This is a genomic window from Microbacterium sp. NPDC058269 (assembly GCF_042881445.1).
Classification (GTDB): Bacteria; Actinomycetota; Actinomycetes; order Actinomycetales; family Microbacteriaceae; genus Microbacterium.
This window is the reverse complement of sequence record NZ_JBHVXT010000001.1, coordinates 857,268-881,186: the sequence shown is the minus strand read 5'-3', so window position 1 is coordinate 881,186 and position 23,919 is coordinate 857,268. Positions and strand designations below refer to the sequence as shown.

The window sequence follows — 23,919 nt, the reverse complement described above, 5'->3', positions numbered from 1 at the left end:
CATGCGCGTTCTCGATTCACACCTGCACCTCTGGGATCCGGAGGTTCTGACCTACACCTGGCTCGAAGGCCCGATGGCGTACCGGTTCGCCGACCGGGAGCTCGGGCTCGCCCGTCTGTCCGAGGCGCAACCGGAGAAGTCGGTGTTCGTGCAGGCCGAGACCGTCGAAGACGACTTCCTCGATGAGGTGCAGTGGGTCGCCGACCTGGCGCCTGCGCTCGGCATCGTCGGGATCGTCGCCGGCGTCCGTCTCGACCGGGGGACCGACACCGTCGCGCACCTGGAGGGGCTCATGGCCGAGCCCCTCGTCGTCGGCGTGCGGCACAACCTGCAGGGCGAGCCGGACGGGCTGGCCGTCTCGGCCGCGTTCGTGACCGGCGCGCGCGAGGTCGCCGCGCGCGATCTGACCTTTGACGCGTGCGTGCGCGCCGACCAGCTCCCGGAGATCGCCCGTTTCGCCGGTGCGATCCCGGAGCTGCGGATCGTGCTCGACCACCTCGGCAAGCCCGCCGTCGGCACCGCAGCGTCTCCGCTCGCACCGTCGGCGGAGTGGGCGCGCGACGTCGCAGAGCTGGCCCGGCATCCGCACACCTTCTGCAAGCTGTCGGGTCTGCCCGGTGAGGCCCGCGGGGACTGGAACGCCGAGCAGCTGGAGCCGTTCCTCGACGTGGCCGCAGATGCCTTCGGTGTCGAGCGCCTGATGTGGGGGAGCGACTGGCCCGTCTCGGCTATCGGCCCCGCCGAGCCCGGCGACCCGCACGCACCCGATGACGGTTCCGCGACGTACCAGCCCACGGCGCGGTCGCGCTGGGCCGACGCCGTGATCGCCTGGGCGGAATCGCGGGGCCACGACCTCGACGCGCTGTTGTGGGGGAACGCCGAGCAGTTCTACCGCACCGACAGTCTGCGGTCGGCTCCGACGGACGAGGCTCCGCGCTCCGGCATCCGGGGGTGGCTCCGCGGCCATCGCGGCTGAGCCGATTCGGGCCGCCGCGCCGACACCGTCATTTCGAATCGCGCGACTGGTCCCCTTTGCGGCGCGGATGGGACCAGTCGCGCGATTCGAGCGCAGGTCAGCGGGCTATTCCGCGCGCAGGCGCAGCTGGGCCATGCCGCCGTCGACCTCGATGAAGGTGCCGGTGGTCGATCCCGCTGCGGGGCTCACGAGGTACGCGACCGCGGCGGCGACCTCGTCGGGGCTGACCAGGCGTCCGTGTGGCTGGCGGGCTTCGAGGGCTGCGCGCTCGGCGGCGGGGTCGACCGCCGAGTCGAGCAGGCGGCCCACCCACGGGGTGTCGGCGGTGCCGGGGTTGACGGCGTTCACCCGGATGCCCTCGCGCAGGTGGTCGGCGGCCATCGCGCGGGTGAGGGCGGAGACGGCGCCCTTCGATGCGCTGTACAGCGCCCGCTGCGGCAGTCCGGTGGTCGAGGCGATGGATGCCGTGTTGCACACCGCGGCCGAAGGGGACTTCCGCAACCAGGGGAGAGCTGCCGAGGTGACGCGGGCGATGCCGGTGACGTTGACCGAGAGCACGCGAGCCCATTCGTCGTCGTCGTTCGCGGCGATGTCGCCCTGTGCGCCGATCCCGGCGTTGTTGACGACGATGTCGATGCGTCCGAACCTCTCGCCCACGGCGGCCACCGCCGCGTCGACGCTCGCGCGGTCGGAGACGTCGGCGGTGAAGGCGGCGAAGGCGGGATCGGCCGCGGTTGTATCGCGGTCGAGGACGGCGATGGTCGCCCCGTCGGCGTGCAGACGCTGCGCGATCGCCGCGCCGATTCCGGATGCTCCGCCGGTGACGATCGCCACCAGCCCGTCCAGTCCGTCCTGTCTGTTCCGTGCGCTCACTTCCAGGCCTCCCATGCCACGAATTCCTGCCGCTGACGACCGAGGCCGTCGATCTCGATCTCGACCACGTCTCCCGCGGCGAGGTAGGGGTACTTGCCCGACAGGGCGACGCCCTGCGGGGTGCCGGTGAGGATCAGGTCGCCCGGCTCGAGCGTCACGTACTGCGACAGGTGGTGCACGATGTGCTCGACCGTGAAGATCATGTCGCTCGTGTTCGAGTCCTGCCGCGGCTCGCCGTTCACGAAGCTGCGCAGGCCGAGCGCGTGATGGTCGACCTCGTCGGGGGTGACGAGCCAGGGGCCGGTCGGATTGAAGCCGGGGGCGATCTTGCCCTTGGACCACTGTCCGCCCGAGACGGTCATCTGGAAGTCGCGCTCGGAGACGTCGTTCGCGGCGACGAAGCCGGCGACGTGCGCCATCGACTCGTCGGGGGAGTCGAGGTAGGCGGTGCGGGTGCCGATCACGATGCCGAGCTCGACCTCCCAGTCGGTCTTCTCGCTGCCGCGGGGGATCGTGACCGCATCGTTCGGGCCCACGACCGTGTTCGGTGTCTTGAGGAAGAGGATCGGGATGGTGGGCGGCTCCGAACCCGACTCGGCGGCGTGGGCCGCGTAGTTCATGCCGATGCAGATCACGGCGCTCGGGCGGGCGATCGGGGCGCCGATGCGCATCGATGCGGCATCGGCGAGCTCCGGAAGCTCTCCGGCTTCGCGGGCGGCCGCCACGCGGGCGACGAAGTCGCTCTCGAGGAAAGCGCCGTTCACATCGGATGTTACGGAGCGGAGGTCGAGGTATCGGTCGCCCTCCACGAGGACGGGGATCTCATTCCCGGGGGTGCCGAGCCGCGCGAACTTCATGTTTCTCCTGATCGGTCGGGAGGCCGCGACGAGGCGGCCGGTCTCGTTGACAGTATAGACATCGGATGTTTACACTCCAAGAGATCCGCACGGAAGAAATCACCCGTGCATGGAGAGGAATCCCGTGAGCCGTATCGTCGCCCTCGACACCACCGACATCCGCTTTCCCACGTCTCTGAGCCTGGACGGGTCGGATGCGATGAACCCCGACCCCGACTACTCGGCCGCGTACGTCATCGTGCGCACCGACGCCGACGACGACATCGAGGGGCACGCGTTCGTCTTCACGATCGGCCGCGGCAACGACGTGCAGGTCGCGGCGATCGACGCGCTCGCCGGTCACCTCGTGGGGCGTGAGATCGAGCCCCTGCTCGACGACATGGGCGGCACGTTCCGCGACATCATCGGCGACTCGCAGCTGCGCTGGCTCGGCCCCGAGAAGGGCGTCATGCACATGGCCATCGGCGCGGTCATCAACGCGCTGTGGGACATCAAGGCCAAGCGCGCCGGCCTCCCGCTGTGGCAGCTGCTCGCCCGCATGACGCCGGAGGAGCTCGTCGATCTGGTCGACTTCCGCTACCTGACCAACGCCCTCACCCGCGAGGACGCCCTCGAGATCCTGCGGGCGGCCGAACCCGGTCGAGCCGAGCGGGAGCGGCAGCTGCTCGCCACCGGATATCCGGGGTACACCACCAGCCCCGGCTGGCTCGGCTACTCCGACGAGAAGCTCGAGCGCCTCGCGCGCGAGGCCATGGCCGACGGCTTCACGCAGATCAAGCTCAAGGTCGGCGCCGACCTCGACGACGACATCCGCCGCTTCCGCAAGGCGCGCGAGGTGTGCGGACCCGACTTCCCGATCGCGATCGACGCCAACCAGCGCTGGGAGGTGTCGGAGGCGATCGAGTGGGTGAACGCGCTCGCCGAGTTCCACCCCGCGTGGATCGAGGAGCCCACGAGCCCCGACGACGTGCTCGGTCACGCCGAGATCGCCCGTGGCGTCGCGCCCATCCGCGTCGCCACGGGCGAGCACGCCCAGAACCGTGTCATCTTCAAGCAGCTGCTGCAGGCCGAGGCGATCTCGGTCATGCAGATCGACGCCGTGCGCGTCGCCGGCGTGAACGAGAACATCGCGAACCTGCTGCTCGCCGCCAAGTTCGACGTGCCGGTGTGCCCGCACGCCGGCGGAGTCGGCCTGTGCGAGGCCGTGCAGCACCTGTCGATGTTCGACTTCGTCGCGGTCACCGGCACCCGCGAGGGCCGCATGATCGAGTTCGTCGACCACCTGCACGAGCACTTCGTGGTGCCCACCGACATCCAGGGCGGCTCGTACATGGCGCCGACCGCGCCGGGCACGGGCATGGAGATGAAGGCCGACAGCATCGCGACCTACACCTGGAAGGGCGCACATGTCGGCGTCTGATCGGAACGCAGTGCCCGAGCGTCTGTCGGTTCCCCCACTCGGCTACGGTGCCGCGAACGTCGGAAACCTGTTCCGTCCGCTGACCGACGACGAGGCCTGGGCCGTGCTGGATGCAGCGTGGGAGAGCGGTATCCGCTTCTTCGACACCGCGCCGCACTACGGCCTCGGGCTCTCGGAGCGCAGGCTCGGGGCGTTCCTGCAGACCAAGCCGCGGGATGAGTACGTGCTCTCGACCAAGGCAGGACGGCTGCTGCGACCGAACCCCGACCATGCCGGAGGCCTCGACACCGCGAACGACTTCCACGTGCCGGACGACCTGCAGCGTGTCTGGGACTTCTCGGCGGAGGGCGTCCGCGTCAGCGTCGAGGAGTCCCGCGAGCGGCTCGGCATCGAGCGCATCGACCTGCTCTACCTGCACGACCCCGAGCGCCACGACCTCGACCTCGCGCTCGCCGAAGCGCTTCCGGCGATGGAGCAGCTGCGCGCCGAGGGCGAGGTGACCGCGATCGGCATCGGCTCGATGGTGTCGGAAGCGCTCGCCGCGGCCGTGCGCTCGGCCGACCTCGACCTGATCATGGTGGCCGGCCGCTACACGCTGCTCGAACAGCCCGCCGCGGTCGACGTGCTCCCCGCGTGCCGCGAGACCGGGACCGGGATCGTGGCGGCGTCGGTGTTCAACTCCGGGCTGCTCGCGTCGAGCGAGCCGCGTCGCGACGGGCGCTATGAGTACGGGCAGCTTCCGGACGAGCTCTGGGACCGACTCGTGCGCATCGCCGCCGTGTGCGCCGACCACGGTGTGCCGCTGCCCGCTGCGGCGATCCAGTTCCCGCTCCAGTCCGACGTCGTGCGCTCGGTCGTGGTGGGTGGCAGTCGTCCGGCGCAGCTGCAGCAGAACGCGGAGTACGCCGCGCTCGAGATCCCGACGGGACTGTGGGAGAACCTGGCGTCGGATGGGCTCATTCCCCGTCTGAATCACCCGTCGTCTGAATTGCCCGTCGTCTGAATCACCCGCCGCAGAAATCACCGCCGCCTCACCGAGAGGAGCACTCATGCTCGAAGGAATCCATCCCCTGCTGACCGGAGAGCTGCTGCTGCACCTCGATCGCATGGGGCATTCCGATGCCGTGGTCGTCGCCGATGCGCACTTCCCGGCGTGGGGCCTGGGGGCACGTGTCCTCGACCTCCCCGGCACGACGACGCCTGATGTCGTCGCCGCCATCCGTACGGTGCTCCCGCTGGACGATGCGCCCGGCCTCGATCTGATGGCCTCGGCCGACGGCGAGGTGCTCGACGTGCAGCGCGAGCTCATGGCCGCGGCGGGCACCGCCGAAGACACGACGGCCTTCGTCGAGCGGTTTGCGTACTACGAGGTGGCGAAGGCGGCGTACCTGCTGGTGCGCACGGGCGAGACCCGCAAGTACGGCAACGCCCTGTTGCGGAAGGGCGTGGTCGGACACCCCTCGGCGTGAGGGAGGAGGAGCCGATCGGCCGGGCCGGAGACCGACCGCCTCAGCGCCCGACGGTCGATTCCCGCACGACGAGCTCGGCGGGGAACGGCGTCGTCGCGGGCGGCGGTGCCGTGGGGTCGGCGAGCTGCTGCAGGAGTGCGGCTCCGGCGGCACGGCCGATCTCGTAGCCGGGCTGTCGCACGCTCGTGAGCGGCACGACGCTCTGGTGCGCCTGGGCGACGTCGTCGAAGCCGACCAGCGCGATCTCCTCCGGCACGCGGATGCCGTGTCGCAACAGCTGGGTGAGCACGCCGAGGGCCACCATGTCGTTCGCCGCGAAGACGGCGTCGGGCCGCTCGACGGCGGGCATCGCGATGATCTGCGCCCCGGCCTGCAGACCGTCTTCGGTCGCCAGGTGCGGGACGTCGATGGTCGACATGGTCGTGTCGGTGCCTGCTACCGCCTCCCGGAGCCCGGCCAGGCGGTCGTTCGACTGACTCACCGTGGGGCTCCCGAGGAACAGGATGCGCCGTCGGCCGAGCGCCACGAGGTGCTCTCCCGCGAGGCGCCCGCCCGCGCGGTCGTCGAACAGCACGGAAGCGACCTTCGACGAGTCGGGGATCGGACCCACCACGACCGAGCGGATGCCGTGATCGGCGAGCGCTTCCAGACGCGGCACCACGTCGCCGAGCGGGTAGATGACGATGCCCTGCACCCGATGCGCCTCGAACATGTCGAGATTGCGCCGCTCCTGCGCGTCGTCGCGGTTGCTGTTGCTGAAGAAGAGCGACCAGCCGCCCTCGCGCGCCACGTCTTCGACCCCGCGCGAGAGGTCGTGGAAGTACGGCAGCCAGGCGTCGAGGAGGATGAGCGCCAGGGCCTTGCTCGAGCCCGCGCGCAGCTGCCGTGCCGACTCGTTGGGCACGAAGCCGAGCTGCTCGATCGCGGCCCGTACCCGCTCGCGGCTCGCGGCTCCGAGCACATGCGGATGGTTGAGGTAGTTCGAGACGGTGGAGGAGGAGACTCCGGCGAGGGCGGCGACGTCCTTGACGCTCGCGGGCATGGGTCTCCTTCGTCGGGCCGCGTCGATCGAGGTTCCTGACCGCGTCGGCGGCATCAGGATATCGGAGGAGTTGCAACGTGCCAAGAAAGTTCTTGACAGGCATCGTCCGGGCGACGTAGCGTGACTCGCACACCGCAGTTGGCACGTGCCAACTGCGAGACGGCGACGGTGCCGCACACCCGCTGGGAGAGGTCTCATGAACATCGGCTGCCACGGGCTCGTCTGGACGGGGAACTTCGATGCCGAGGGCATCCGTCTCGCGGTGCGCAAGACCAAGGAGGCGGGTTTCGACCTCATCGAGTTCCCGCTGATGGATCCGTTCTCGTTCGACGTCTCCGTCGCGAAGGACGCGCTGGAGGAGTACGACCTGGCCGTCAGCGCGTCGCTCGGACTCTCCGAGGTCACCGACGTCACCAGCTCCGACCCGGCGATCGTCGCGGCCGGTGAAGCCCTCCTGATCAAGGCCGTCGACGTGCTCGCCGACCTCGGCGGACAGCACTTCTGCGGGGTGATCTACAGCGCCATGAAGAAGTACATGGAGCCGGTGACCGCGGAAGGTCTCGCGAGCAGCCGGGCCGCGATCGCGCGGGTCGCCGACCATGCCGCCCGGCGTGGGGTGTCGGTCTCGCTCGAGGTCGTGAACCGCTACGAGACGAACGTGCTGAACACCGCTCGTCAGGCCCTGGCCTACGTCGCCGAGGTCGATCGGCCGAACCTCGGGATCCACATCGACACGTACCACATGAACATCGAGGAGTCGGATATGTTCGCGCCCGTCCTCGACGCCGCTCCCGCCCTGCGCTACGTGCACATCGGCGAGAGTCACCGTGGCTACCTCGGCACCGGAACGGTCGACTTCGACACGTTCTTCAAGGCGCTCGGTCGCATCGGCTACGACGGCCCGATCGTGTTCGAGTCGTTCTCCTCGGCGGTCGTCGCCCCCGACCTCAGCCGCATGCTCGGCATCTGGCGGAACCTCTGGAACGACAACGTCGAGCTCGGCGCCCATGCCAACGCGTACATCCGCGACAAGCTCGTGGCCGTCGAGTCGATCCGCCTGCACTGAGCAGTATCTCGAGGCGGAGCAGAGCGAAAGGTCAAGATGTCATTACAGGTCTTCCTCATCCGCCCGACTTTAGATACATTTAGATACAACTTGCGCTGCCCGTAGCGTAGGACGCAGAATTGATCCGATGTTTGCGACGGAATGATCCGTCGACGTCGAAGCAGAACCTTCAAGGAAGCAGGTGAGCGCATGAGTGGACCCATCCTCCGGGTCGAGGGGATCAGCAAAGGATTCCCCGGCGTGCAGGCGCTGAAGGACGTGCACCTCGAGGTGCACGCCGGCGAGGTGCTCGTGCTCGTGGGCGAGAACGGCGCGGGAAAGTCGACCCTGATGAAGATCCTCTCCGGGATCTACACCAAGGACGAGGGCACGATCACGTTCGAGGGGCAGGAAGTCGAACTCACGAGCCCGCTCCAGGCGCAGGAGCTCGGCATCACGATCATCCATCAGGAGCTCAACCTGATGCCCGATCTGACCGTGGCGCAGAACATCTACGTGGGGCGAGAGCCCACCACCGGGCCGTTCCTGTCGGAGCGCAAGCTGAACGCGCAGACCGCCGACCTCCTGCAGCGCCTCGACATCCACCTGAACCCCCGGCAGCTCGTCGGCGAGCTCACCGTGGCCGAGCAGCAGATGGTCGAGATCGCCAAGGCGCTGTCGTTCAACGCCAAGGTCCTCATCATGGACGAGCCGACTTCCGCGCTCACCGACACCGAGGTCGAGACGCTCTTCGTGCTGATCGAACAGCTCAAGGCGCGCGGCACGGGGATCGTCTACATCTCGCACCGCATGGACGAGCTGCGCCGTCTGGCCGACCGCGTGACCGTCCTCCGGGACGGCACATACATCGGATCACTCGACAAGTCGGAGATCACCATCCCGACGATCATCGAGATGATGGTCGGACGTGTGATCGACGAGGGAACCCGTCCGAAAGCCCGAGAGCACGCGAACGACCCCGTGGTCCTCGACGTGCAGGGGCTGTCGACCCGCAACCTCCTGAAAGACGTCTCGTTCCAGCTGCACAAGGGCGAGATCCTCGGCTTCGCCGGGCTCATGGGCGCCGGGCGCACCGAGACCGCGCGTGCCGTGATCGGTGCCGATCACCGCGACAGCGGCACGATCGCGATCGACGGTCGCACGGTGCGGATCGCCCAGCCTGCGGATGCGGTGCAGCACGGCGTCGGATACCTCTCGGAGGACCGTAAGCTCCTCGGGCTCATGCTCGAGCAGGACGTGACGTTCAACACCGTGCTCGCCTCGCTCGGCTCCTACGCCAACGCGATCGGCTGGATGGGCGACAGCAAGGCGAAGAACCGCACCAAGGAGTACGTGCAGCAGTTGCGCGTGAAGACCCCCTCGGTCAACCAGGTCGTCAAGCTCCTCTCCGGAGGGAACCAGCAGAAGGTCGTCATCGCCCGGTGGCTGATGCGCGACTGCGACATCCTCATCTTCGACGAGCCGACCCGAGGGATCGACGTCGGCGCGAAAGAGGAGATCTACCGCCTCATGCAGCAGCTCGCTGACGCAGGCAAATCCATCATCGTCATCTCATCCGAGCTCCCGGAGATCCTCCGCGTGGCGAACCGCATCGCGGTCTTCGCCAACGGACGCATCACCGGGACGCTCCGCAACGAGGAAGCAAGCCAGGAGAAGATCATGCAACTCGCAGCCCACGGGGAGGAAGACTGATGAGCGCTCCGCAGCAGCCCGGATCGTCGACGACGACGATCATCCAGACCGCCGTGAACGAGAACACCGACAAGAGAGACGTCGGCGCGTTCCTGAAGCGTCAGTTCCAGCAGTCGCTGGCGTTCGGCACGCTCATCGTGCTGATCATCTTCTTCTCGATCGCCAGCCCGAACTTCTTCACGTTCAGCAACATCGCCACGGTGCTGCTGTCGACCGCTGTCATCGGAATCCTCGCCCTCGGCACCACCTTCGTCATCATCACCGGCGGCATCGACCTGTCGATCGGCACCGGCATGGCGCTCTGCGCCGTGATGACGGGTGTGTTCGTGACGAACATGGGACTCCCGGTATGGGTCGGCGTCATCGGCGGCATCCTGACCGGTGTGCTGATGGGGCTCGTCAACGGAGTGAACATCACGTTCCTCCGCCTCCCCCCGTTCATCGCCACCCTCGCGATGATGATGATCGCCGGCGGGCTCGCCCTCGTGATCTCGGGTGTCGCGCCTATCTACTTCTCGACGTCGGCCCCCGACTTCAAGAAGATCGCCCTCGGTGTGATCATCCCCGGCATCCCGAACGCCGTGCTCGTCACCGCCGTGCTCGCGATCATCGCGTACCTGGTGCTGTCGAAGACGCTGCTCGGCCGGTACACGTTCGCGATCGGCTCGAATGAGGAGGCCACGCGCCTCTCGGGTGTCAACACGCGTCGCTGGACGATCCTGATCTACATGTTCGCGGGGGCGTTCACCGGCGTCGCGGGCATCGTCATCGCCTCCCGCCTCGACTCGGCGCAACCGCAGATCGGCACCGGATACGAACTGCAGGCGATCGCCGCGGTCATCATCGGCGGCACCTCGCTGCTGGGCGGACGCGGATCGATCCTCGGCACCGTGATCGGCGCCCTCATCATGAGCGTGCTCGTGAACGGTCTGCGCATCATGTCGATCCAGCCCGAGTGGCAGAACATCGTCGTCGGCGTGGTCGTGCTGCTCGCGGTATTCCTCGACTCGCTGCGCAACCGGCAGCGCACCTGAGACCTGGACGGCGGCGAAACCCGTGCCCGTCGTCGTCCTCCGGCCCCGGCCGGTCCCCGCGGAGACATCCGCACAGGCACCTGGAATGTCCACAGCGCCGGTTCGCCCGGCATCCACACAGAACAAACCGATTCGTACCCAAACAATGGAGTTTTCATGAAATTCGGGAAGAAGACCGCACTCGTGGCCCTCGTGGCCGCATCCGCACTGGTGTTCGCCGGCTGTGCCGGTGGTGGCGGCGACGTGATCGAGGAAGGCTCGGGCAGCGGCGGCAGCAGCGACGGCGAGATGTACATCGCCATGGTCTCCAAGGGCTTCCAGCACCAGTTCTGGCAGGCCGTCAAGAAGGGTGCAGAGGACAAGGCGAAGGAGCTCGGCGTGAAGATCACGTTCGAGGGCCCCGCAGCCGAGACCGAGATCGCCGGCCAGCTCGAGATGCTGACCGCCGCGATCGACAAGAACCCCGATGCCATCGCCTACGCCGCACTCGACCCCGAGGCGTGCGTCGCCCCGCTCGAGCAGGCCAAGGCGAAGGACATCCCCGTCGTGTACTTCGACGCTCCCTGCAACGGCGACGTCGGGCTCAGCCTGTCGGCGACCGACAGCAAGGTCGCCGGTGCGCTCGCCGCCGAGCACATGGCCGACCTGATCGGCGGCGAGGGCCAGGTCGCGATCGTCGGCCACTCGCAGATCAACTCGACCGGTGTCGAGCGTCGTGACGGCTTCGTCGACAAGATCAAGGCGGACTACCCCGACATCGAGATCGTCGACATCCAGTACGGTGACGGCGACCACCTCAAGTCGGCTGACATCGCCAAGACCCTGATCGCGGCTCACCCCGACCTCAAGGGCATCTACGGCACCAACGAAGGCTCCGCCATCGGTGTCGTGAACGCCGTGAACGAGCTCGGCCTCGAGAAGGGCAAGATCACGATCGTCGGCTTCGACTCCGGCGCTGCCCAGATCAACGCCATCAAGGACGGCACCATGGCCGGCGCGATCACGCAGGACCCGATCGGCATCGGCGCACAGGTCGTGCAGGCCGCGTACGATGCCGCCAACGGCAAGGACGTCGAGAAGTTCTACGACACCGGTTCGTACTGGTACGACGAGAGCAACATCGAAGACCCGAAGATCGCGGCAGTCCTCTACGAGTGACACCGCAACCATGAAGAAGCCCCTCACCTTCGGGTGGGGGGCTTCTTCGTGTTCGGGGCCGGCATGGGGTGGAGTTCGACGATCGAGGACAGAATCTGTCCGGGGTGGCTGTCAGAGTGATCGCGACGAAAGGACACACACCATGAGCAGCACTCCCGCCCTCCCGGCAGGATCGAACACCATCAACCCCTTCCTCATGACCGATGACGCGGCCCGCATCATCGACTTCGTGATCGAGGTCTTCGGGGCGACCGACGTTCCCGAGGCCCGCACCGTCGACACCGACGGACTGATCCTGCACTCCGAGTTGCGCATCGGCGATTCCGTCATCACGGTCGCCGACCGCAAGCCCGACTGGCCCTTCACTCCCGGATTCCTCCAGGTGTACGTCGACGACGTCGAGGGAACGCTCGCACGAGCCGTCGAACTCGGCGCCCGTATCGTGACCCGGCCGACGGACTTCTTCGGGGATACGTTCTCGCGCTTCGCCGACCCCTCGGGAAATCTCTGGTGGGTCTACGCCCACGTTCCGCAGGATCAGACGTGGGATGCCGACGGAGCGGACGTTGCCACGTGGAACGGATCTGCGGACGGTGGAGAGGCCGAAGTGCACGATGCCGCCGAAGACGACTGGTCGAGTTTCACCTCGCCAGAGCTCGAGTACATCCACGAGAGCCTTGTGGAGGCGATGGCATCCCTGCGGGATCCCAGGCTCGATCGCTGAACGGCGTCGGGGCCGTCAGAGGCGGCGGAGGAAGGTGAGCTGCGACGACGGTTCGACGATGAGCTCCTGCAGCGCCGCGTTGAAGGGGATGCCTGCGGGGGCGTCGATGTGCGCCCGGAAGGCCGCGTCGTCGCGATAGACCTCGTAGACGAAGAAGCGGTCGGGGTCGTCGACGAGCCGGGTCGCATCGAAGACCACGTTGCCCTCCTCGGCGCGCACGACCTCGGCGAAGTCGCGCAACAGGGCCGCCACACGGTCGCCCGTTCCAGGCTGGGCGGTGAAGGTGGCGTGCAGGATGGTCGGCTCGGACACGGTGTCTCCTCGGGGGTGTCGGGAGTGGAGGCGGATGCTCATGGTCATGCTCGTGCGCAGGGTGTGAAGATCAGGGCGTGAGAGTCAGCAGGCGGGCCGGGGTGGTCACGAGCATCCGGTGCACGGCCTCGTCGCCGACGGCCGCGCGGAGGCGCGGGAGGTAGCGGTCGCCGAGGTAGGCGAGTCCGGGCATGCCGCCGTAAGCGATGTACCGCGTGCGCCGGGCCACATCGCCGCCGAGCACGATCCGGTCTCCGGCACCGCGTTCGACCACCGCGACCGTCAGGGCGAGCAGCTCGGCGTCGGAGCGGGTGCGCGGACGTGCGTAGCCGTCGTAGCCGAGGTGGGCGCCGCGTTCGGCGAGCGATACGTGCAGCCCGGGGTCGGGATCGCGATCGGCGTGCGCGAGCACGACGCGGTCGGCGGACACCCCCTCGGCCGCGAGCAGGTCGAGCACCTCATGGGCCGCCGTGCCGAACTCCAGATGCACCATGACCGGAGCGCCTGTCGCACGGTGCGCCTCGGCCACGGCGATCAGGGTCGTGCGCTCGAACGGACTGATGCGCCAGTAGTCGGCGCCGCCCTTGAGGAGTCCGGCGCGTACGGGGCCACCATCGGGCGCTGTGGCGAGAGACACATCCGGCGTCTCGAAGATCTCCCCGTCGTCGGCCGGCATCCCGCGCGTGATGTCGGCGATGAAGAGGGAAGCCAGACGGTCAGCGGTCCACACCTGCATCGGATGGTCTGCGCCGTAGTGGGCCTCACGGTGTCGGCCGGTCGTCGCGACGATGTGCAGTCCGGTCGTGGCGCTGATCCGCGCCAGGGCTGCGGGGTCGCGGGCGAGGCCGAACGGCGTGGCATCCACCATCGCCTCGAACCCGCTCGCGTGCAGCCGGGCCGCTTCCTCGCCTGAGGCTTTCTCATCGTCGAGTTCATCGCCCGGCAGCAGGGGCGACACCTGGAACAGGTGCTCGTGATAGTCCACGCGCCCGAGCAGCGCAGGCGTGATGTCGCCGAGCACCGTGCGGACGACGGCGGACATCAGCGCACCGACTCCGCGGCCTCGGCGAGTCGCTCGACGACCTCAGGGGTGAGGTCGAGTTCGAACACGTCGGCCACCACCTGCGACCAGCCGTGGATGAAGTAGCGCCAGCCGTCGACCACGTGCAGCCCGCGTGCGGATGACTGCGCCTCGGCCTGGTGCAGGAACTCGAGCGAGCCGCGGTAGTTGAACTCCCACGCGTACGCCCCCTCGGGGAACACCACGGCGTCGGTCAGGGGTGAACCGGGGCGATCCTTGCCGAGCCCGGTCGCGTTGGCGATCACGGAACCCGCGGGGGCGGCGGCCACGAGGGCATCGGCCTCTGTGGGGGAGGCGGTCACGACGTACTCGATCAGCCCCTCGCGCGTGCCGTGCTGGCGATGAACCTCGCGCAGGTGATCGAGCTTGTCCTGCGTGCGGGCGGTGACCGTGATCTTCGCCGGGGCATCCTCGCGTTCGGCCAGTGCCCAGCTCAGGGCGGTGCCCGAGCCCCCGGCGCCGAGGATCACGACCGCAGCCCCCGTGCGGGCGAAGTGGTCGGTGGGAAGGAAGTCGTTCAGCGCGAGGTCGACCGTGATCGGATCCTTTGCCCGCCCCGAGAGGACCCGGCCGCGCTTCGAGATGCTGGAGATCTCGGAGCACGACACCGCGAACGGGTCGAGCTCGTCGAACAGGTCGGACGCTGCGGCGTACACGTTCATCTTGTGCGTGGTCACGAGGGCCCCGCGGTGATGCGGGTCGTCGCGGATCTGCTCGACCATGGCGCGGTACTGCGCGGGATCGGCATCCATCGGCAGGTCGTGGCCGACCAGGGTGCGGGTCGGGAGCCCGAGGATGTCGGCCCAGAGCGGGAAGACCTTCATGATCGACGACGACGCGGTGGTCACCCCGACGAAGCCCATGTAGTCGGCGGACGCCGTGGCCGGTGCGGGGGCCGGCGCGGTGGTGGCAGCGTCAGCGGTGGTTGTCATGGGGTCTCCTGGGGGATGGGGACGGGGTGGGCGGGCTCGACGCCGGAGAGGATCGCGATCACATCGGCGAGCGAGAGGGAACCCATGTTGTCGACGGCCTGTGTGGTCTGCGCGCCCAGGTGCGGGGTGACGATCACGCGGTCGGCGAGCTCGGGTGCGAGCAGCGGGCTGTCGTGCGCGGCCGTGTCGCCGTCGAGGGTGTCTGCCGCATAGCCGGCGAGGATGCCGTCGTGCAGCGCCTGTGCCACAGCGGCCTCGTCGATCAGGTCGCCGCGGGCGGTGTTGACCAGCACGGTGCCCGGTCGCATGCCCCTGAGGCGCTCGACGTCGACGAGCCGCTGTCCGCCCGGAGCGTGCAGCGTGATCACGTCGGCGGCATGGAACAGGTCGTCCAGCGAGACGGGTTCCGCACCACGAGCCCGCACGACATCGTCAGGAAGGAACGGATCGGCCGCCAGCACGCGTGGTCCGAAGCCGCTCAGCCGTGCGGCGACCCCCTGGCCGATCCGCCCGAAGCCGACGATGCCGACCGTGGCGGCACCGAGCTCGCGTCCACGTCGCACACCCCAGTCGCCCGCGCGCACGCGGCGGTCGCCGTCGGGCACGAAGCGGAGCGCGGCGAGCATGAGCCCGACCGCGTGGTCGGCGACCGCATCGGAATTGGCGCCGGGGGTGTTGGTCACCGGGATGCCGCGATCCCGGGCGGCGGCGAGATCGACCGACTCGGTGCCGACGCCGTACCGAGCGACCACCTTGAGCTTCGGAGCGGCGGCGAAGTGCGCATCCGTGACCGCACCGGTGCCGGCGATCCACGCATCGGCACCGTGCAGCAGCGACCGCAGCTCGTCGAGGTCGTGGTGTGCCGGCCCTCGCAGGACGCGGTGACCCGCCTGCGCCGCGCGCTCCACCAGGTCGAGGTCGCCGTCCGAGAACGAGCGGCTGGTGACGAGGATGACGCCCATCAGCGCGGCCTTCCGGCGAACCACGGCGCGAGGGCCGTGTAGGCGTCGGCGAAGCGGGCGTGCCGCTCGGCGTAGACGGCGTGACGTGCGGCATCGGGGGTGAACTCGGCGGTGACCTCGCTCAGGGCGCGGGCGGCCGAGAAGTCGGTGAGCCCGAGTCCGACCGCGGCGGTGACCGCGGCGCCGAGACTGTTCGCCTCTTCCACGACCGTGCGGCGGCGCACGGGCACACCCCACACGTCGGCGAGCACCGAGAGGTACACGTCGCTCTGAGCTCCGCCGCCCACCGCGTCGATGCGGTCGATCACGGCACCGGACTCGCGGAACGCCTGGATGCAGCTGAGCAGGTTGAATGCGGTGCCCTCCAGCACGGCCCGCACGAGGTGCGCCCTGCCGTGGTGGCGGGCGAGGCCGACGAACGCGCCACGGGCATCCGGATCCCACATCGGGGAGCGCTCGCCGAGGAGGTAGGGGAGGAAGTAGAGGTCGTCGGTGTCGACGTCGGCGGATGCCTCGGCCGTCAGCCGCGCGGTCTCGGGATGTCCGGGGTCGGGGGAGAGGGCCTCGGCGATCCACTGCACGGAGGCGCCGCCGGCCTGCATGGTGGCGGTGGGCACGAACGAGCCGGGCACGACGTTGTCGAAGGTGAAGGTGCGCATCGCGGGGTCGTGCAGCGGGGCGTCGGCCGCGAACGAGATCCACGATGACGTGCCCAGGCACACGTACGCGCCGTCCTCCGGCGCGACGACACCCGAGCCGACGGCGGCCATCGGACCGTCGCCGCCGCCCATCACCACGCTGACGCTCGCGGGCAGGCCGAGGGCCATGGCTGCGGCATCCGTCAGCGTGCCGGCGATCTGCGTGGATTCCAGGATCTCGGGGAACAGAGCCGGGTCGAGGCGTGCGGCCTGTAGCACCTCGTCGGACCAGGTGCCGCGCGCCTGGTCGTAGGCGTTGGTGCCGGATGCATCGGAGCGGTCGGTCGCGAGGCGTCCGGTGAGGCGCAGCACGATGAAGTCCTTCGCGACGCAGACGCGGCGCACGCGCGCCCAGACGTCGGGCTCGTTGTCGCGCACCCACATGATCTTCTCGACCGAGTAGGTGGGGTTGAGGCGGTGCCCCAGGATGCCGTAAGCATGCTCGGCGCCGATCGCGGCCTCGAGTTCGCGTTGCTGGGCGCCGGCTCTGGTGTCGGCCCAGATGATCGCCGGCCGGGCGGGTTCGCCATCGGCATCGAGCAGCACGGCCCCCATCATCTGGCCGCTCACCACGAGCCCTGCGACGTCGGTCGGGGCCGTGTCGGTGCGGGCGATCAGGTCGCGGGTGGCGGCGACGACCGCGTTCCACCAGTCCGCAGGGTTCTGCTCGGCGACCCCGCCCGCGGCGAAGTGCGCGGGGTAGGGAACGGTGACCGAGGCGACGAGTCGGCCGTCGTCGTGATGCAGCGAGGCCTTGTTCCCGGTCGTGCCCAGGTCGTGCGCGATGATCATGGCCGGAGCCTATTCCGCGTACGGACGCAGGTCGACGCCGGAGGCACCACGGTATGCGCGCGAGCCCATGCCGTGCTCCAGCACCCAGCCGTAGTCGTGCCCCGCCCCTCCCGGGTAGACCGCGAGGAAGGCGTAGGGCTCGTCGCCGGTGTTGACCGAGCGGTGCGCCCACCCCGGGGGGATGTAGCCGATCGTGCCGGGGAGCATGTCGAGCCACTCGGTGCGCTCGCCGTCGAACATGAGCAGGCCGCCCTGCCCCTTCAGGGCGAGGTAGATCTCGCCCTGGTGGTTCGGGTGCTGGTGGCCCTTGGTCATCCAGAGCTCACCCGAGGTGTCGCCGGGCATGATCGTGGTGATCGATTGCGGCAGCTCGCGGTCGATCTCGGGCACGGGGGAGCTCACGACCGTGTAGACCACGGGGTTCTCGCCTGCGGATGCTTCGGCCCAGGCCTCGGCGTCGAGGAAGAGCCCCTCGAGGTCGGACATCCGCCGGGTGAGGGTCGGCCCTTCGGGGGAGAGCGTGAGCTTCTCGGCGTCGAAGGCGATCGCCATCGGAGAGATCGGCGGGGTGTGGAACTCGGGCATCGGTGCTCCTCGTAACGGATGCTGCGGCGCTGCGCAACCTGTAATGACAGGTTCACTGTACCTGTTATGACAGGTGGCGTCCAGAGGAGGGGCCGTCGGAGTCAGCGCCGGGTCAGTCGGCGGCGAGCCGGGCGCGGTAGGCGGCGACGGCGTTGCGGTTCGCGCACGTCGTCGAGCAGTACCGTTTCGAACGGTTGCGAGACAGGTCGAGCGCGATCGCCTGGCAGGTGTCGTCTTCGCACACGGTGAGGCGCGAGCCCTCGTCGGCGCGGATGACGTCGATCAGGGCCATCGCTGTCTCGATGAGCACGCGCTCCGCGAATGGGTGCTCATCGGCGACGGCGTGCAGGTGCCAGTCCACCCCGTCATGGCGGCGCAGCGCCGGGGTGAGTCGGGACTCGGCGAGGGCGTCGTTGACGTGGGCGGCCATCTCGTCGCGCGGCGCCAGCAGCATCGTTCGCAGGCGCGGTCGCAGGCGTCGCAGCGAGGCCACCTCTTCTTCATCGCGGTCGAGGCGCCCCGTGTAGGGGAACTCCTCAAGGAAGGCGTCCTCGTCGGCGATGCCCGTCAGCGTGTCCGGCTGCTCCGCGGAGTTCACGAGCCAGACGGCCGAGCGCAGCGCCTCCTCCGTGTCATCGGTGAAGATCATGTTGACATCTTACAGCGCGCGCGAGTAGCGTCATCGATCATGAGCAAGGTGAGCAGTGACACGGCGGTCGCGTCCGCGCGTGACGTGCGCCTCGGGCTGCCGCTCGCGATCGCCGCAGCTTTCGCCTTCGGCATGTCCGGCGGCTGGGCGCGCGGGCTCATCGATGCCGGATGGACTCCGGGCGCCGCAGTCACCGCACGCATCTGGGTCGCAGCCCTCGTGCTGCTCATCCCCACGATCCTGTCCCTGCGCGGACGCTGGGGTCTGCTGCGTCGCAACGCGGGCATGATCCTCGCTTACGGACTGCTCGCGGTCGCCGCGACCCAGCTCTTCTACTTCCAGGCCGTCGCCGTCATGGATGTCGGTCTGGCACTGCTCATCGAGTACACCGCTCCGATCGCGGTGCTGCTGTGGCTCTGGCTGCGGCGGGGTGAGCGACCGACGCGTCGGAGCATCATCGGTGCGGCCATCGCCTTCGTCGGCCTGGTGCTCATGCTCGACATCCTCACGGGGGCCGATGTGAACGTGGCCGGCATCCTGTGGGCGCTCGGAGCCATGGTGGGAGCGGCGACGTACTTCGTGCTCTCCGCCAAGGCCGACACGGGGCTGCCGCCCATCGCCCTCGCCGGCAGCGGCCTGCTGCTCGGGGCACTCGGGCTCACGGCGGCCGGGGCGATCGGCGTGCTGCCGATCACCTGGACGACCGACGACATCGCGTACCGGTTCGGCAGCGTGCCCTGGTTCGTTCCTGTGCTGGCGATGGGCGTGGTCGCGACCGCACTCGCGTACCTGCTCGGCATCGCCTCGACCCGGATGCTGGGATCGCGACTCGCCTCCTTCGTGGCGCTCGCCGAGGTGGTCGCTGCTCTGCTGTTCGGCTGGCTGCTGCTCGGGCAGTTGCCCGACCTGCTGCAGGCGCTCGGCGGCGTGCTCGTGCTCGTGGGTGTCGTGGTCGTCAAGCTGGGTGAACCGGCCGCCTCGGAGTTCATCGAGCCTCTGCCTGCGGGCGAGAATGTATACGAGAAGCGCACTCCGGAAGGCATCTGAACCCGTCTAGCCGCTTTATGTATACACTGAGGGCATGACCTTGGCCGTCGAACGCACCTCCGCGAGCGATCGCGCATATGCGGCCCTGCTCGACGACATCCAGTCCGGCGCTCTTGCGGCCGGCTTCGTGCTCGGCGAGGTCGAACAGGCCGAACGCCTCGGCGTGAGTCGCACCCCGATGCGCGAAGCGCTGCGACGGCTCATCGCGGATGGGCTCGTCGTGCAGCAGTCGCCGCGGGTCACGGTGGTCGCCGACCTCGACGCCGACGACATCCGCTCCCTCTTCGAGATCCGCCGCGCGCTCGAGGAGAGCTCGGCCCGCCTCGCCGCCGCCAGGGGAGACGCCGCCCTGTTCGCCGCCCTCGCCGACGAATTCGCGCACGTCGACCTCGCTGCGGTCGAAGGCCGCGACGCCTACTACGCGCTGATCGCCCGCTTCGACGCCGCCCTCGACGCCGCTGTCGCCAACGACTACATCGCCTCGGCGCTGCGCACCGTGCGCACGCACCTCGTGCGGGTGCGCCGGATGGCCCGCGACAAGCCCACCCGCCTCGCGGCCTCCGCCGCCGAGCACCGCACCATCGCCGAAGCGCTCGCCGCCCGCGACGGCGACCTCGCCGCCCATGCCACGCACGTGCACCTGCACAACGCGCTCGCCGGCATCCTCGACTCCCTCGACTCCAGCAACAGTGTCGACTCTCGCAACAGTGAAGGATAAGAAATGACCGTCACCCACCACGTCCGTGTGCACCCAAGCTCCGAGAACCTCGCCAGGGAAGACCAGCTCGCCTGGAAGATCGCCGAGGTCGCCGCCGACCAGGTCGAGGTCGAGCAGGACGTCGTCGACATGATCATCAACCGCATCATCGACAACGCCTCGGTGGCGGCGGCCTCCCTCACCCGCGCGCCGATCAACGCGGCCCGTGCGCAGGCGTTCAGCCACCCCGTCTCGACCGGCGGCGTCGGCGCGAACCTCTTCGGGGCGGCGCTCGACCACCGCACCAGCCCCGAATGGGCGGCCTGGGCGAACGGCGTGGCCGTGCGCGAGCTCGACTACCACGACACGTTCCTGGCCGCGGAGTACTCGCACCCCGGCGACAATATCCCGCCGATCCTCGCGGTCGCACAGCACACAGGCAAGGACGGCCGGGCGCTCGTGCGCGGCATCGCCACCGGCTATGAGATCCAGATGGACCTGGTGCGCGCGATCTGCCTGCACAAGCACAAGATCGACCACGTCGCCCACCTCGGCCCGTCTGCCGCCGCCGGCATCGGCACCCTGCTCGGCCTCGACGTCGAGACCATCTACCAGGCCGTCGGGCAGGGCCTGCACACCACGACCGCCACGCGCCAGAGCCGCAAGGGCGAGATCTCGACCTGGAAGGCGCACGCTCCGGCCTTCGCCGGCAAGATGGCCGTCGAAGCGGTCGACCGGGCGATGCGCGGACAGACCAGCCCCGCCCCCATCTACGAAGGCGAAGACGGTGTGATCGCCTGGATGCTCGACGGCAAGGACGCGGCGTACGACGTGCCGCTGCCCGCCGCCGGCGAGCCCAAGCGCGCCATCCTCGACTCGTACACGAAGGAGCACTCGGCCGAGTACCAGGCCCAGGCGCTGATCGACCTCGCCCGCAAGCTCGGGACCTCGAACCCGGCGCTGCGCGACCCCGCGAACATCGACTCGATCGTCATCCACACCAGCCATCACACGCACAACGTGATCGGCTCCGGCGCGAACGACCCGCAGAAGTACGACCCGACCGCCTCGCGCGAGACGCTCGACCACTCGGTGCCGTACATCTTCGCGGTGGCGCTGCAGGATGGCGGGTGGCACCACGTCGACTCCTACGCCCCCGAGCGCGCGGGCCGCGCCGATACCGTCGCGCTGTGGCACAAGATCACCACGGCCGAGGATGCCGAGTGGACGCGCCGCTACCACTCCGAAGACCCGGACGAGAAGGCGTTCGGCGGCCGCGTCGAGATCCGCCTGACCGACGGATCGACCGTGGTGGACGAGATCGCCGTGGCCGACGCACACCCGCTGGGAGCGCGTCCGTTCGCCCGAGACAACTACATCGCGAAGTTCCGTCTGCTGGCAGAGCCCGTGCTCGAGCCGGCCGAGATCGAGCGGTTCCTCGCCCTCGTGCAGCGCCTGCCCGAGCTGAGCGCAGCCGAGGTCGGCGAACTGTCGATCGTCGCGAAGCCCGGCCTGATCGAGGCCGCCCCTGCTCCCGCGGGACTGTTCTGATGCTGTCGCCGTTCATAACTCAGGAACATCGTCGGGGTCAGCGTTCCGGCGCCGCGCGGTTCCGCGGTCACAGAGTGTGCTCCACCACGCACTTCCTGAGTTGTGAACGGCACCTGACCGAAAGGGAAGCGAACTGATGCTGTACTCCACCGTCACGCCCGCTGAGAAGCGCCGACTGTTCCGCGAGCGCCTCGCGAGCGGTGAGCTGTTGCGCTTCCCCGGCGCGTTCAATCCCTTGAGTGCCCGCCTGATCGAGCAGAAGGGCTTCGACGGCGTCTACATCTCCGGCGCCGTGCTCTCGGCCGACCTGGGCCTGCCCGACATCGGCCTCACCACGCTCACCGAGGTCGCCGGTCGCGCGAAGCAGATCGCCCGCATGACCGACCTCCCCGCGATCGTCGACGCCGATACCGGCTTCGGCGAGCCGATGAACGTCGCCCGCACGATCCAGGAGCTCGAAGACGCGGGCCTCGCCGGCACGCACATCGAGGACCAGATCAACCCGAAGCGCTGCGGACACCTCGACGGCAAGGCCGTGGTCGACGAGAACACCGCGATCAAGCGCATCCGCGCCGCCGCCGACGCCCGTCGCGACGAGAACTTCCTCATCATGGCGCGCACCGACATCCGTGCGGTCGAGGGGCTGGATGCCGCCATCGACCGGGCGAAGGCGCTGGTGGATGCCGGCGCCGACGCGGTGTTCCCCGAAGCCATGCGCACCCTCGAGGAGTTCGAGGCCATGGCCGAGGCGCTCGACGTGCCGATCCTGGCGAACATGACCGAGTTCGGCAAGAGCGAGCTGTTCTCGGTCGAGCAGCTGCGCGACGCCGGGGTGAACCTGGTCATCTGGCCGGTGTCGCTGCTGCGCATCTCGATGGGGGCGGCGGGCCGCGCACTGGATACTCTGAACGAGGAGGGGCATCTGACCTCGAAGCTCGGCGAGATGCAGCACCGCGCCGATCTCTACGATCTGATCGACTACGAGTCGTACAACCACTTCGACTCCGGCGTCTTCAACTTCACCATCACGAAGGAGTGACCATGACCGAGCCGGACATCAAGAAGGGCCTCGCGGGCGTCGTCGTCGACACGACCGCGATCTCGAAGGTCAACCCCGAGACGAACAGCCTGCTGTATCGCGGCTACCCCGTCCAGGAGCTGGCCGACACCCAGCCGTTCGAGGCCGTCGCCTACCTCCTGTGGAACGGTGAGCTGCCCACTCCGGAAGAGCTCGCGGCGTTCCGGCTGGAGGAGCGGAAGCATCGTGCGCTCGCCGACAACGTCAAGACCGCGATCGACCTGGTGCCGCTCGACGCGCACCCGATGGACGAGGTGCGCACCGCGGTCAGCCTGATCGGCGCCTCCGACCCCGGTGCAGGCGGCTCGGTGCTCGATGCGGGCGGCAGCCCGGAGCAGAACCTCGAGCGCAGCATCCGCCTGTTCGCCGCACTCCCGGCGATCGTCGCCTACGGTCAGCGGCGCCGTCGTGGCCAGGAGCTCATCGCGCCGCGCGACGACCTCGACTACTCGGCGAACTTCCTCTGGATGACCTTCGGCGAAGAGGCGGACGACGTGGTGGTCGACGCGTTCAACCGGTCGATGATCCTGTACGCCGAGCACTCCTTCAACGCCTCGACGTTCACCGCGCGCGTGATCACCTCGACCCTGAGCGACATCTACTCGGCGGTGGTCGGTGCGATCGGCGCGCTCAAGGGGCCGCTGCACGGTGGGGCCAATGAGGCCGTGCTGCACATCTTCGACGACATCGGCACGGCCGACAACGTCGGGCCCTGGCTCGACAAGGCTCTCGCCGAGAAGCGCAAGATCATGGGCTTCGGGCACCGTGTCTACAAGAAGGGCGACTCCCGCGTGCCGACCATGAAGGCGGCGCTCGACACCCTCGTGGAGCATTACGACCGCGCCGACGTCGCCGCTCTGTACGACGCTCTCGAGTCGGAGTTCGTGGCGCGCAAGGGCATCTACCCGAACCTGGACTACCCCTCAGGCCCGGCCTACAACCTGATCGGGTTCGACACCCTCACGTTTACGCCGCTCTTCGTGGCGGCACGGGTGACGGGGTGGACCGCGCACGTGATCGAGCAGGCGGGATCGAACGCGCTGATCCGTCCGCTGTCCTTCTACGACGGCCCCGACGAGCGGCACGTCACCGACTGACATCGAGAAGTTTCGAATCGCGCAAATGGTCCCGTTTCACGTCGAAACGGGACCATTTGAGGGGGTTGTTGGGGGGGGGAGAGGGGTGGGGGTGTGTGGGCCGGGCCCGGAGGGCGGGGGGGCCGCC

General features: G+C 68.8%; 24 protein-coding genes. 14 read left to right on the top strand and 10 right to left on the bottom strand.

The window, feature by feature from the left end; all coding sequences use genetic code 11:
* Position 1 precedes the first annotated feature (1 nt).
* Positions 2-976, top strand: a complete 975-nt coding sequence (locus ACFVWL_RS04370) for an amidohydrolase family protein (protein WP_387178979.1) — start codon at positions 2-4, stop codon at positions 974-976.
* Between the two features lie 105 nt (positions 977-1,081).
* Here the strand turns inward: ACFVWL_RS04370 and ACFVWL_RS04365 are convergent, their stop codons facing one another.
* Together ACFVWL_RS04365 and ACFVWL_RS04360 are read right to left on the bottom strand one after the other, a co-directional pair.
* A complete protein-coding gene (locus ACFVWL_RS04365) occupies positions 1,082-1,849 on the bottom strand; it encodes an SDR family NAD(P)-dependent oxidoreductase (protein ID WP_387178976.1) in 768 nt (255 codons plus the stop codon).
* A complete protein-coding gene (locus ACFVWL_RS04360; protein ID WP_387178973.1) occupies positions 1,846-2,706 on the bottom strand; it encodes a fumarylacetoacetate hydrolase family protein in 861 nt (286 codons plus the stop codon). The genes ACFVWL_RS04365 and ACFVWL_RS04360 overlap by 4 nt, the downstream gene beginning before the upstream one ends.
* A gap of 124 nt (positions 2,707-2,830) precedes the next feature.
* Between ACFVWL_RS04360 and ACFVWL_RS04355 the strand changes: the two genes are divergently transcribed.
* Genes ACFVWL_RS04355 through ACFVWL_RS04345 form a run of 3 tightly spaced genes read left to right on the top strand, consistent with a single transcriptional unit; the run spans position 2,831 to position 5,595 of the window.
* On the top strand, positions 2,831-4,126 hold the full coding sequence (locus ACFVWL_RS04355; protein ID WP_387178970.1) for an L-fuconate dehydratase: 1,296 nt from the start codon (positions 2,831-2,833) through the stop codon (positions 4,124-4,126).
* The gene (locus ACFVWL_RS04350) at positions 4,113-5,129 is read left to right on the top strand and encodes an aldo/keto reductase (protein ID WP_387178967.1); all 1,017 of its coding nucleotides are present in this window, start codon (positions 4,113-4,115) and stop codon (positions 5,127-5,129) included. Before ACFVWL_RS04355 ends, ACFVWL_RS04350 begins: the two co-directional genes overlap by 14 nt.
* Positions 5,130-5,175: 46 nt before the next feature.
* On the top strand, positions 5,176-5,595 hold the full coding sequence (locus ACFVWL_RS04345; RefSeq protein WP_387178964.1) for an RbsD/FucU family protein: 420 nt from the start codon (positions 5,176-5,178) through the stop codon (positions 5,593-5,595).
* Between the two features lie 40 nt (positions 5,596-5,635).
* Here ACFVWL_RS04345 and ACFVWL_RS04340 read toward each other — a convergent pair whose 3' ends face one another.
* Positions 5,636-6,637 (bottom strand): LacI family DNA-binding transcriptional regulator, encoded by a 1,002-nt coding sequence (locus ACFVWL_RS04340; RefSeq protein WP_387178961.1) that lies wholly within the window; start codon positions 6,635-6,637, stop codon positions 5,636-5,638.
* A gap of 196 nt (positions 6,638-6,833) precedes the next feature.
* Between ACFVWL_RS04340 and ACFVWL_RS04335 the strand changes: the two genes are divergently transcribed.
* The 5 genes from ACFVWL_RS04335 to ACFVWL_RS04315 all read left to right on the top strand — a co-directional run bounded on the left by ACFVWL_RS04335 (position 6,834) and on the right by ACFVWL_RS04315 (position 12,311).
* A complete protein-coding gene (locus ACFVWL_RS04335) occupies positions 6,834-7,703 on the top strand; it encodes a sugar phosphate isomerase/epimerase family protein (protein WP_387178958.1) in 870 nt (289 codons plus the stop codon).
* A gap of 189 nt (positions 7,704-7,892) precedes the next feature.
* Complete coding sequence (locus ACFVWL_RS04330; RefSeq protein WP_387178955.1) at positions 7,893-9,395, top strand: sugar ABC transporter ATP-binding protein; 1,503 nt, start codon at positions 7,893-7,895, stop codon at positions 9,393-9,395.
* The gene (locus ACFVWL_RS04325; protein ID WP_029258495.1) at positions 9,395-10,429 is read left to right on the top strand and encodes an ABC transporter permease; all 1,035 of its coding nucleotides are present in this window, start codon (positions 9,395-9,397) and stop codon (positions 10,427-10,429) included. The genes ACFVWL_RS04330 and ACFVWL_RS04325 overlap by 1 nt, the downstream gene beginning before the upstream one ends.
* Before the next feature lie 156 nt (positions 10,430-10,585).
* Positions 10,586-11,587 carry an ABC transporter substrate-binding protein gene (locus ACFVWL_RS04320; RefSeq protein WP_387178951.1) on the top strand — a complete coding sequence of 334 codons (1,002 nt, stop codon included), beginning with the start codon at positions 10,586-10,588 and terminating at the stop codon, positions 11,585-11,587.
* A 142-nt stretch (positions 11,588-11,729) separates the two neighbouring features.
* Positions 11,730-12,311: a VOC family protein gene (locus tag ACFVWL_RS04315; protein ID WP_387178948.1), complete on the top strand. Its 582-nt coding sequence runs from the start codon at positions 11,730-11,732 to the stop codon at positions 12,309-12,311.
* Positions 12,312-12,326: 15 nt separating this feature from the next.
* Here ACFVWL_RS04315 and ACFVWL_RS04310 read toward each other — a convergent pair whose 3' ends face one another.
* The 7 genes from ACFVWL_RS04310 to ACFVWL_RS04280 all read right to left on the bottom strand — a co-directional run bounded on the left by ACFVWL_RS04310 (position 12,327) and on the right by ACFVWL_RS04280 (position 18,322).
* Positions 12,327-12,623: a putative quinol monooxygenase gene (locus ACFVWL_RS04310; protein ID WP_387178945.1), complete on the bottom strand. Its 297-nt coding sequence runs from the start codon at positions 12,621-12,623 to the stop codon at positions 12,327-12,329.
* Between the two features lie 70 nt (positions 12,624-12,693).
* On the bottom strand, positions 12,694-13,665 hold the full coding sequence (locus ACFVWL_RS04305) for a phosphotriesterase (RefSeq protein WP_387178942.1): 972 nt from the start codon (positions 13,663-13,665) through the stop codon (positions 12,694-12,696).
* Entirely contained in the window at positions 13,665-14,636 is a 972-nt protein-coding gene (locus ACFVWL_RS04300; RefSeq protein WP_387178940.1) for a shikimate dehydrogenase family protein, read from the bottom strand. Before ACFVWL_RS04300 ends, ACFVWL_RS04305 begins: the two co-directional genes overlap by 1 nt.
* On the bottom strand, positions 14,633-15,598 hold the full coding sequence (locus ACFVWL_RS04295; RefSeq protein ID WP_387178937.1) for a phosphoglycerate dehydrogenase: 966 nt from the start codon (positions 15,596-15,598) through the stop codon (positions 14,633-14,635). The genes ACFVWL_RS04300 and ACFVWL_RS04295 overlap by 4 nt, the downstream gene beginning before the upstream one ends.
* The gene (gene xylB / locus ACFVWL_RS04290) at positions 15,598-17,088 is read right to left on the bottom strand and encodes a xylulokinase (RefSeq protein WP_387178935.1); all 1,491 of its coding nucleotides are present in this window, start codon (positions 17,086-17,088) and stop codon (positions 15,598-15,600) included. Before xylB ends, ACFVWL_RS04295 begins: the two co-directional genes overlap by 1 nt.
* Positions 17,089-17,097: 9 nt before the next feature.
* On the bottom strand, positions 17,098-17,673 hold the full coding sequence (locus tag ACFVWL_RS04285; RefSeq protein ID WP_387178932.1) for a glucose-6-phosphate isomerase family protein: 576 nt from the start codon (positions 17,671-17,673) through the stop codon (positions 17,098-17,100).
* 112 nt (positions 17,674-17,785) lie between these two features.
* The gene (locus ACFVWL_RS04280; RefSeq protein WP_387178930.1) at positions 17,786-18,322 is read right to left on the bottom strand and encodes a CGNR zinc finger domain-containing protein; all 537 of its coding nucleotides are present in this window, start codon (positions 18,320-18,322) and stop codon (positions 17,786-17,788) included.
* Positions 18,323-18,361: 39 nt separating this feature from the next.
* On the opposite strand from ACFVWL_RS04280, the gene ACFVWL_RS04275 reads away from it, so the two are divergent.
* From ACFVWL_RS04275 to ACFVWL_RS04255, 5 genes are all read left to right on the top strand, one after another.
* Positions 18,362-19,369: a DMT family transporter gene (locus tag ACFVWL_RS04275; RefSeq protein WP_387178927.1), complete on the top strand. Its 1,008-nt coding sequence runs from the start codon at positions 18,362-18,364 to the stop codon at positions 19,367-19,369.
* 34 nt (positions 19,370-19,403) lie between these two features.
* The gene (locus tag ACFVWL_RS04270; RefSeq protein WP_387178923.1) at positions 19,404-20,087 is read left to right on the top strand and encodes a GntR family transcriptional regulator; all 684 of its coding nucleotides are present in this window, start codon (positions 19,404-19,406) and stop codon (positions 20,085-20,087) included.
* Positions 20,088-20,090: 3 nt separating this feature from the next.
* Positions 20,091-21,617: an MmgE/PrpD family protein gene (locus tag ACFVWL_RS04265; RefSeq protein WP_387178921.1), complete on the top strand. Its 1,527-nt coding sequence runs from the start codon at positions 20,091-20,093 to the stop codon at positions 21,615-21,617.
* Between the two features lie 136 nt (positions 21,618-21,753).
* Positions 21,754-22,656 (top strand): methylisocitrate lyase, encoded by a 903-nt coding sequence (prpB, locus tag ACFVWL_RS04260; RefSeq protein WP_387178919.1) that lies wholly within the window; start codon positions 21,754-21,756, stop codon positions 22,654-22,656.
* 2 nt (positions 22,657-22,658) lie between these two features.
* The gene (locus tag ACFVWL_RS04255; RefSeq protein WP_387178916.1) at positions 22,659-23,792 is read left to right on the top strand and encodes a bifunctional 2-methylcitrate synthase/citrate synthase; all 1,134 of its coding nucleotides are present in this window, start codon (positions 22,659-22,661) and stop codon (positions 23,790-23,792) included.
* Positions 23,793-23,919 lie beyond the last annotated feature (127 nt).

What these genes read in the sequence shown, in the direction of transcription:
- ACFVWL_RS04285 (WP_387178932.1), bottom strand. Translation starts at nt 17,673, where the DNA reads ATGCCCGAGTTCCACACCCCGCCGATCTCTCCGATGGCGATCGCCTTC.
- ACFVWL_RS04325 (WP_029258495.1), top strand. Translation starts at nt 9,395, where the DNA reads ATGAGCGCTCCGCAGCAGCCCGGATCGTCGACGACGACGATCATCCAG.
- ACFVWL_RS04370 (WP_387178979.1), top strand. Translation starts at nt 2, where the DNA reads ATGCGCGTTCTCGATTCACACCTGCACCTCTGGGATCCGGAGGTTCTG.
- ACFVWL_RS04335 (WP_387178958.1), top strand. Translation starts at nt 6,834, where the DNA reads ATGAACATCGGCTGCCACGGGCTCGTCTGGACGGGGAACTTCGATGCC.
- ACFVWL_RS04275 (WP_387178927.1), top strand. Translation starts at nt 18,362, where the DNA reads ATGAGCAAGGTGAGCAGTGACACGGCGGTCGCGTCCGCGCGTGACGTG.
- xylB (WP_387178935.1), bottom strand. Translation starts at nt 17,088, where the DNA reads ATGATCATCGCGCACGACCTGGGCACGACCGGGAACAAGGCCTCGCTG.
- ACFVWL_RS04345 (WP_387178964.1), top strand. Translation starts at nt 5,176, where the DNA reads ATGCTCGAAGGAATCCATCCCCTGCTGACCGGAGAGCTGCTGCTGCAC.
- prpB (WP_387178919.1), top strand. Translation starts at nt 21,754, where the DNA reads ATGCTGTACTCCACCGTCACGCCCGCTGAGAAGCGCCGACTGTTCCGC.
- ACFVWL_RS04270 (WP_387178923.1), top strand. Translation starts at nt 19,404, where the DNA reads ATGACCTTGGCCGTCGAACGCACCTCCGCGAGCGATCGCGCATATGCG.
- ACFVWL_RS04350 (WP_387178967.1), top strand. Translation starts at nt 4,113, where the DNA reads ATGTCGGCGTCTGATCGGAACGCAGTGCCCGAGCGTCTGTCGGTTCCC.
- ACFVWL_RS04305 (WP_387178942.1), bottom strand. Translation starts at nt 13,665, where the DNA reads ATGTCCGCCGTCGTCCGCACGGTGCTCGGCGACATCACGCCTGCGCTG.
- ACFVWL_RS04280 (WP_387178930.1), bottom strand. Translation starts at nt 18,322, where the DNA reads ATGATCTTCACCGATGACACGGAGGAGGCGCTGCGCTCGGCCGTCTGG.
- ACFVWL_RS04360 (WP_387178973.1), bottom strand. Translation starts at nt 2,706, where the DNA reads ATGAAGTTCGCGCGGCTCGGCACCCCCGGGAATGAGATCCCCGTCCTC.
- ACFVWL_RS04315 (WP_387178948.1), top strand. Translation starts at nt 11,730, where the DNA reads ATGAGCAGCACTCCCGCCCTCCCGGCAGGATCGAACACCATCAACCCC.
- ACFVWL_RS04255 (WP_387178916.1), top strand. Translation starts at nt 22,659, where the DNA reads ATGACCGAGCCGGACATCAAGAAGGGCCTCGCGGGCGTCGTCGTCGAC.
- ACFVWL_RS04340 (WP_387178961.1), bottom strand. Translation starts at nt 6,637, where the DNA reads ATGCCCGCGAGCGTCAAGGACGTCGCCGCCCTCGCCGGAGTCTCCTCC.
- ACFVWL_RS04300 (WP_387178940.1), bottom strand. Translation starts at nt 14,636, where the DNA reads ATGACAACCACCGCTGACGCTGCCACCACCGCGCCGGCCCCCGCACCG.
- ACFVWL_RS04265 (WP_387178921.1), top strand. Translation starts at nt 20,091, where the DNA reads ATGACCGTCACCCACCACGTCCGTGTGCACCCAAGCTCCGAGAACCTC.
- ACFVWL_RS04330 (WP_387178955.1), top strand. Translation starts at nt 7,893, where the DNA reads ATGAGTGGACCCATCCTCCGGGTCGAGGGGATCAGCAAAGGATTCCCC.
- ACFVWL_RS04295 (WP_387178937.1), bottom strand. Translation starts at nt 15,598, where the DNA reads ATGGGCGTCATCCTCGTCACCAGCCGCTCGTTCTCGGACGGCGACCTC.
- ACFVWL_RS04320 (WP_387178951.1), top strand. Translation starts at nt 10,586, where the DNA reads ATGAAATTCGGGAAGAAGACCGCACTCGTGGCCCTCGTGGCCGCATCC.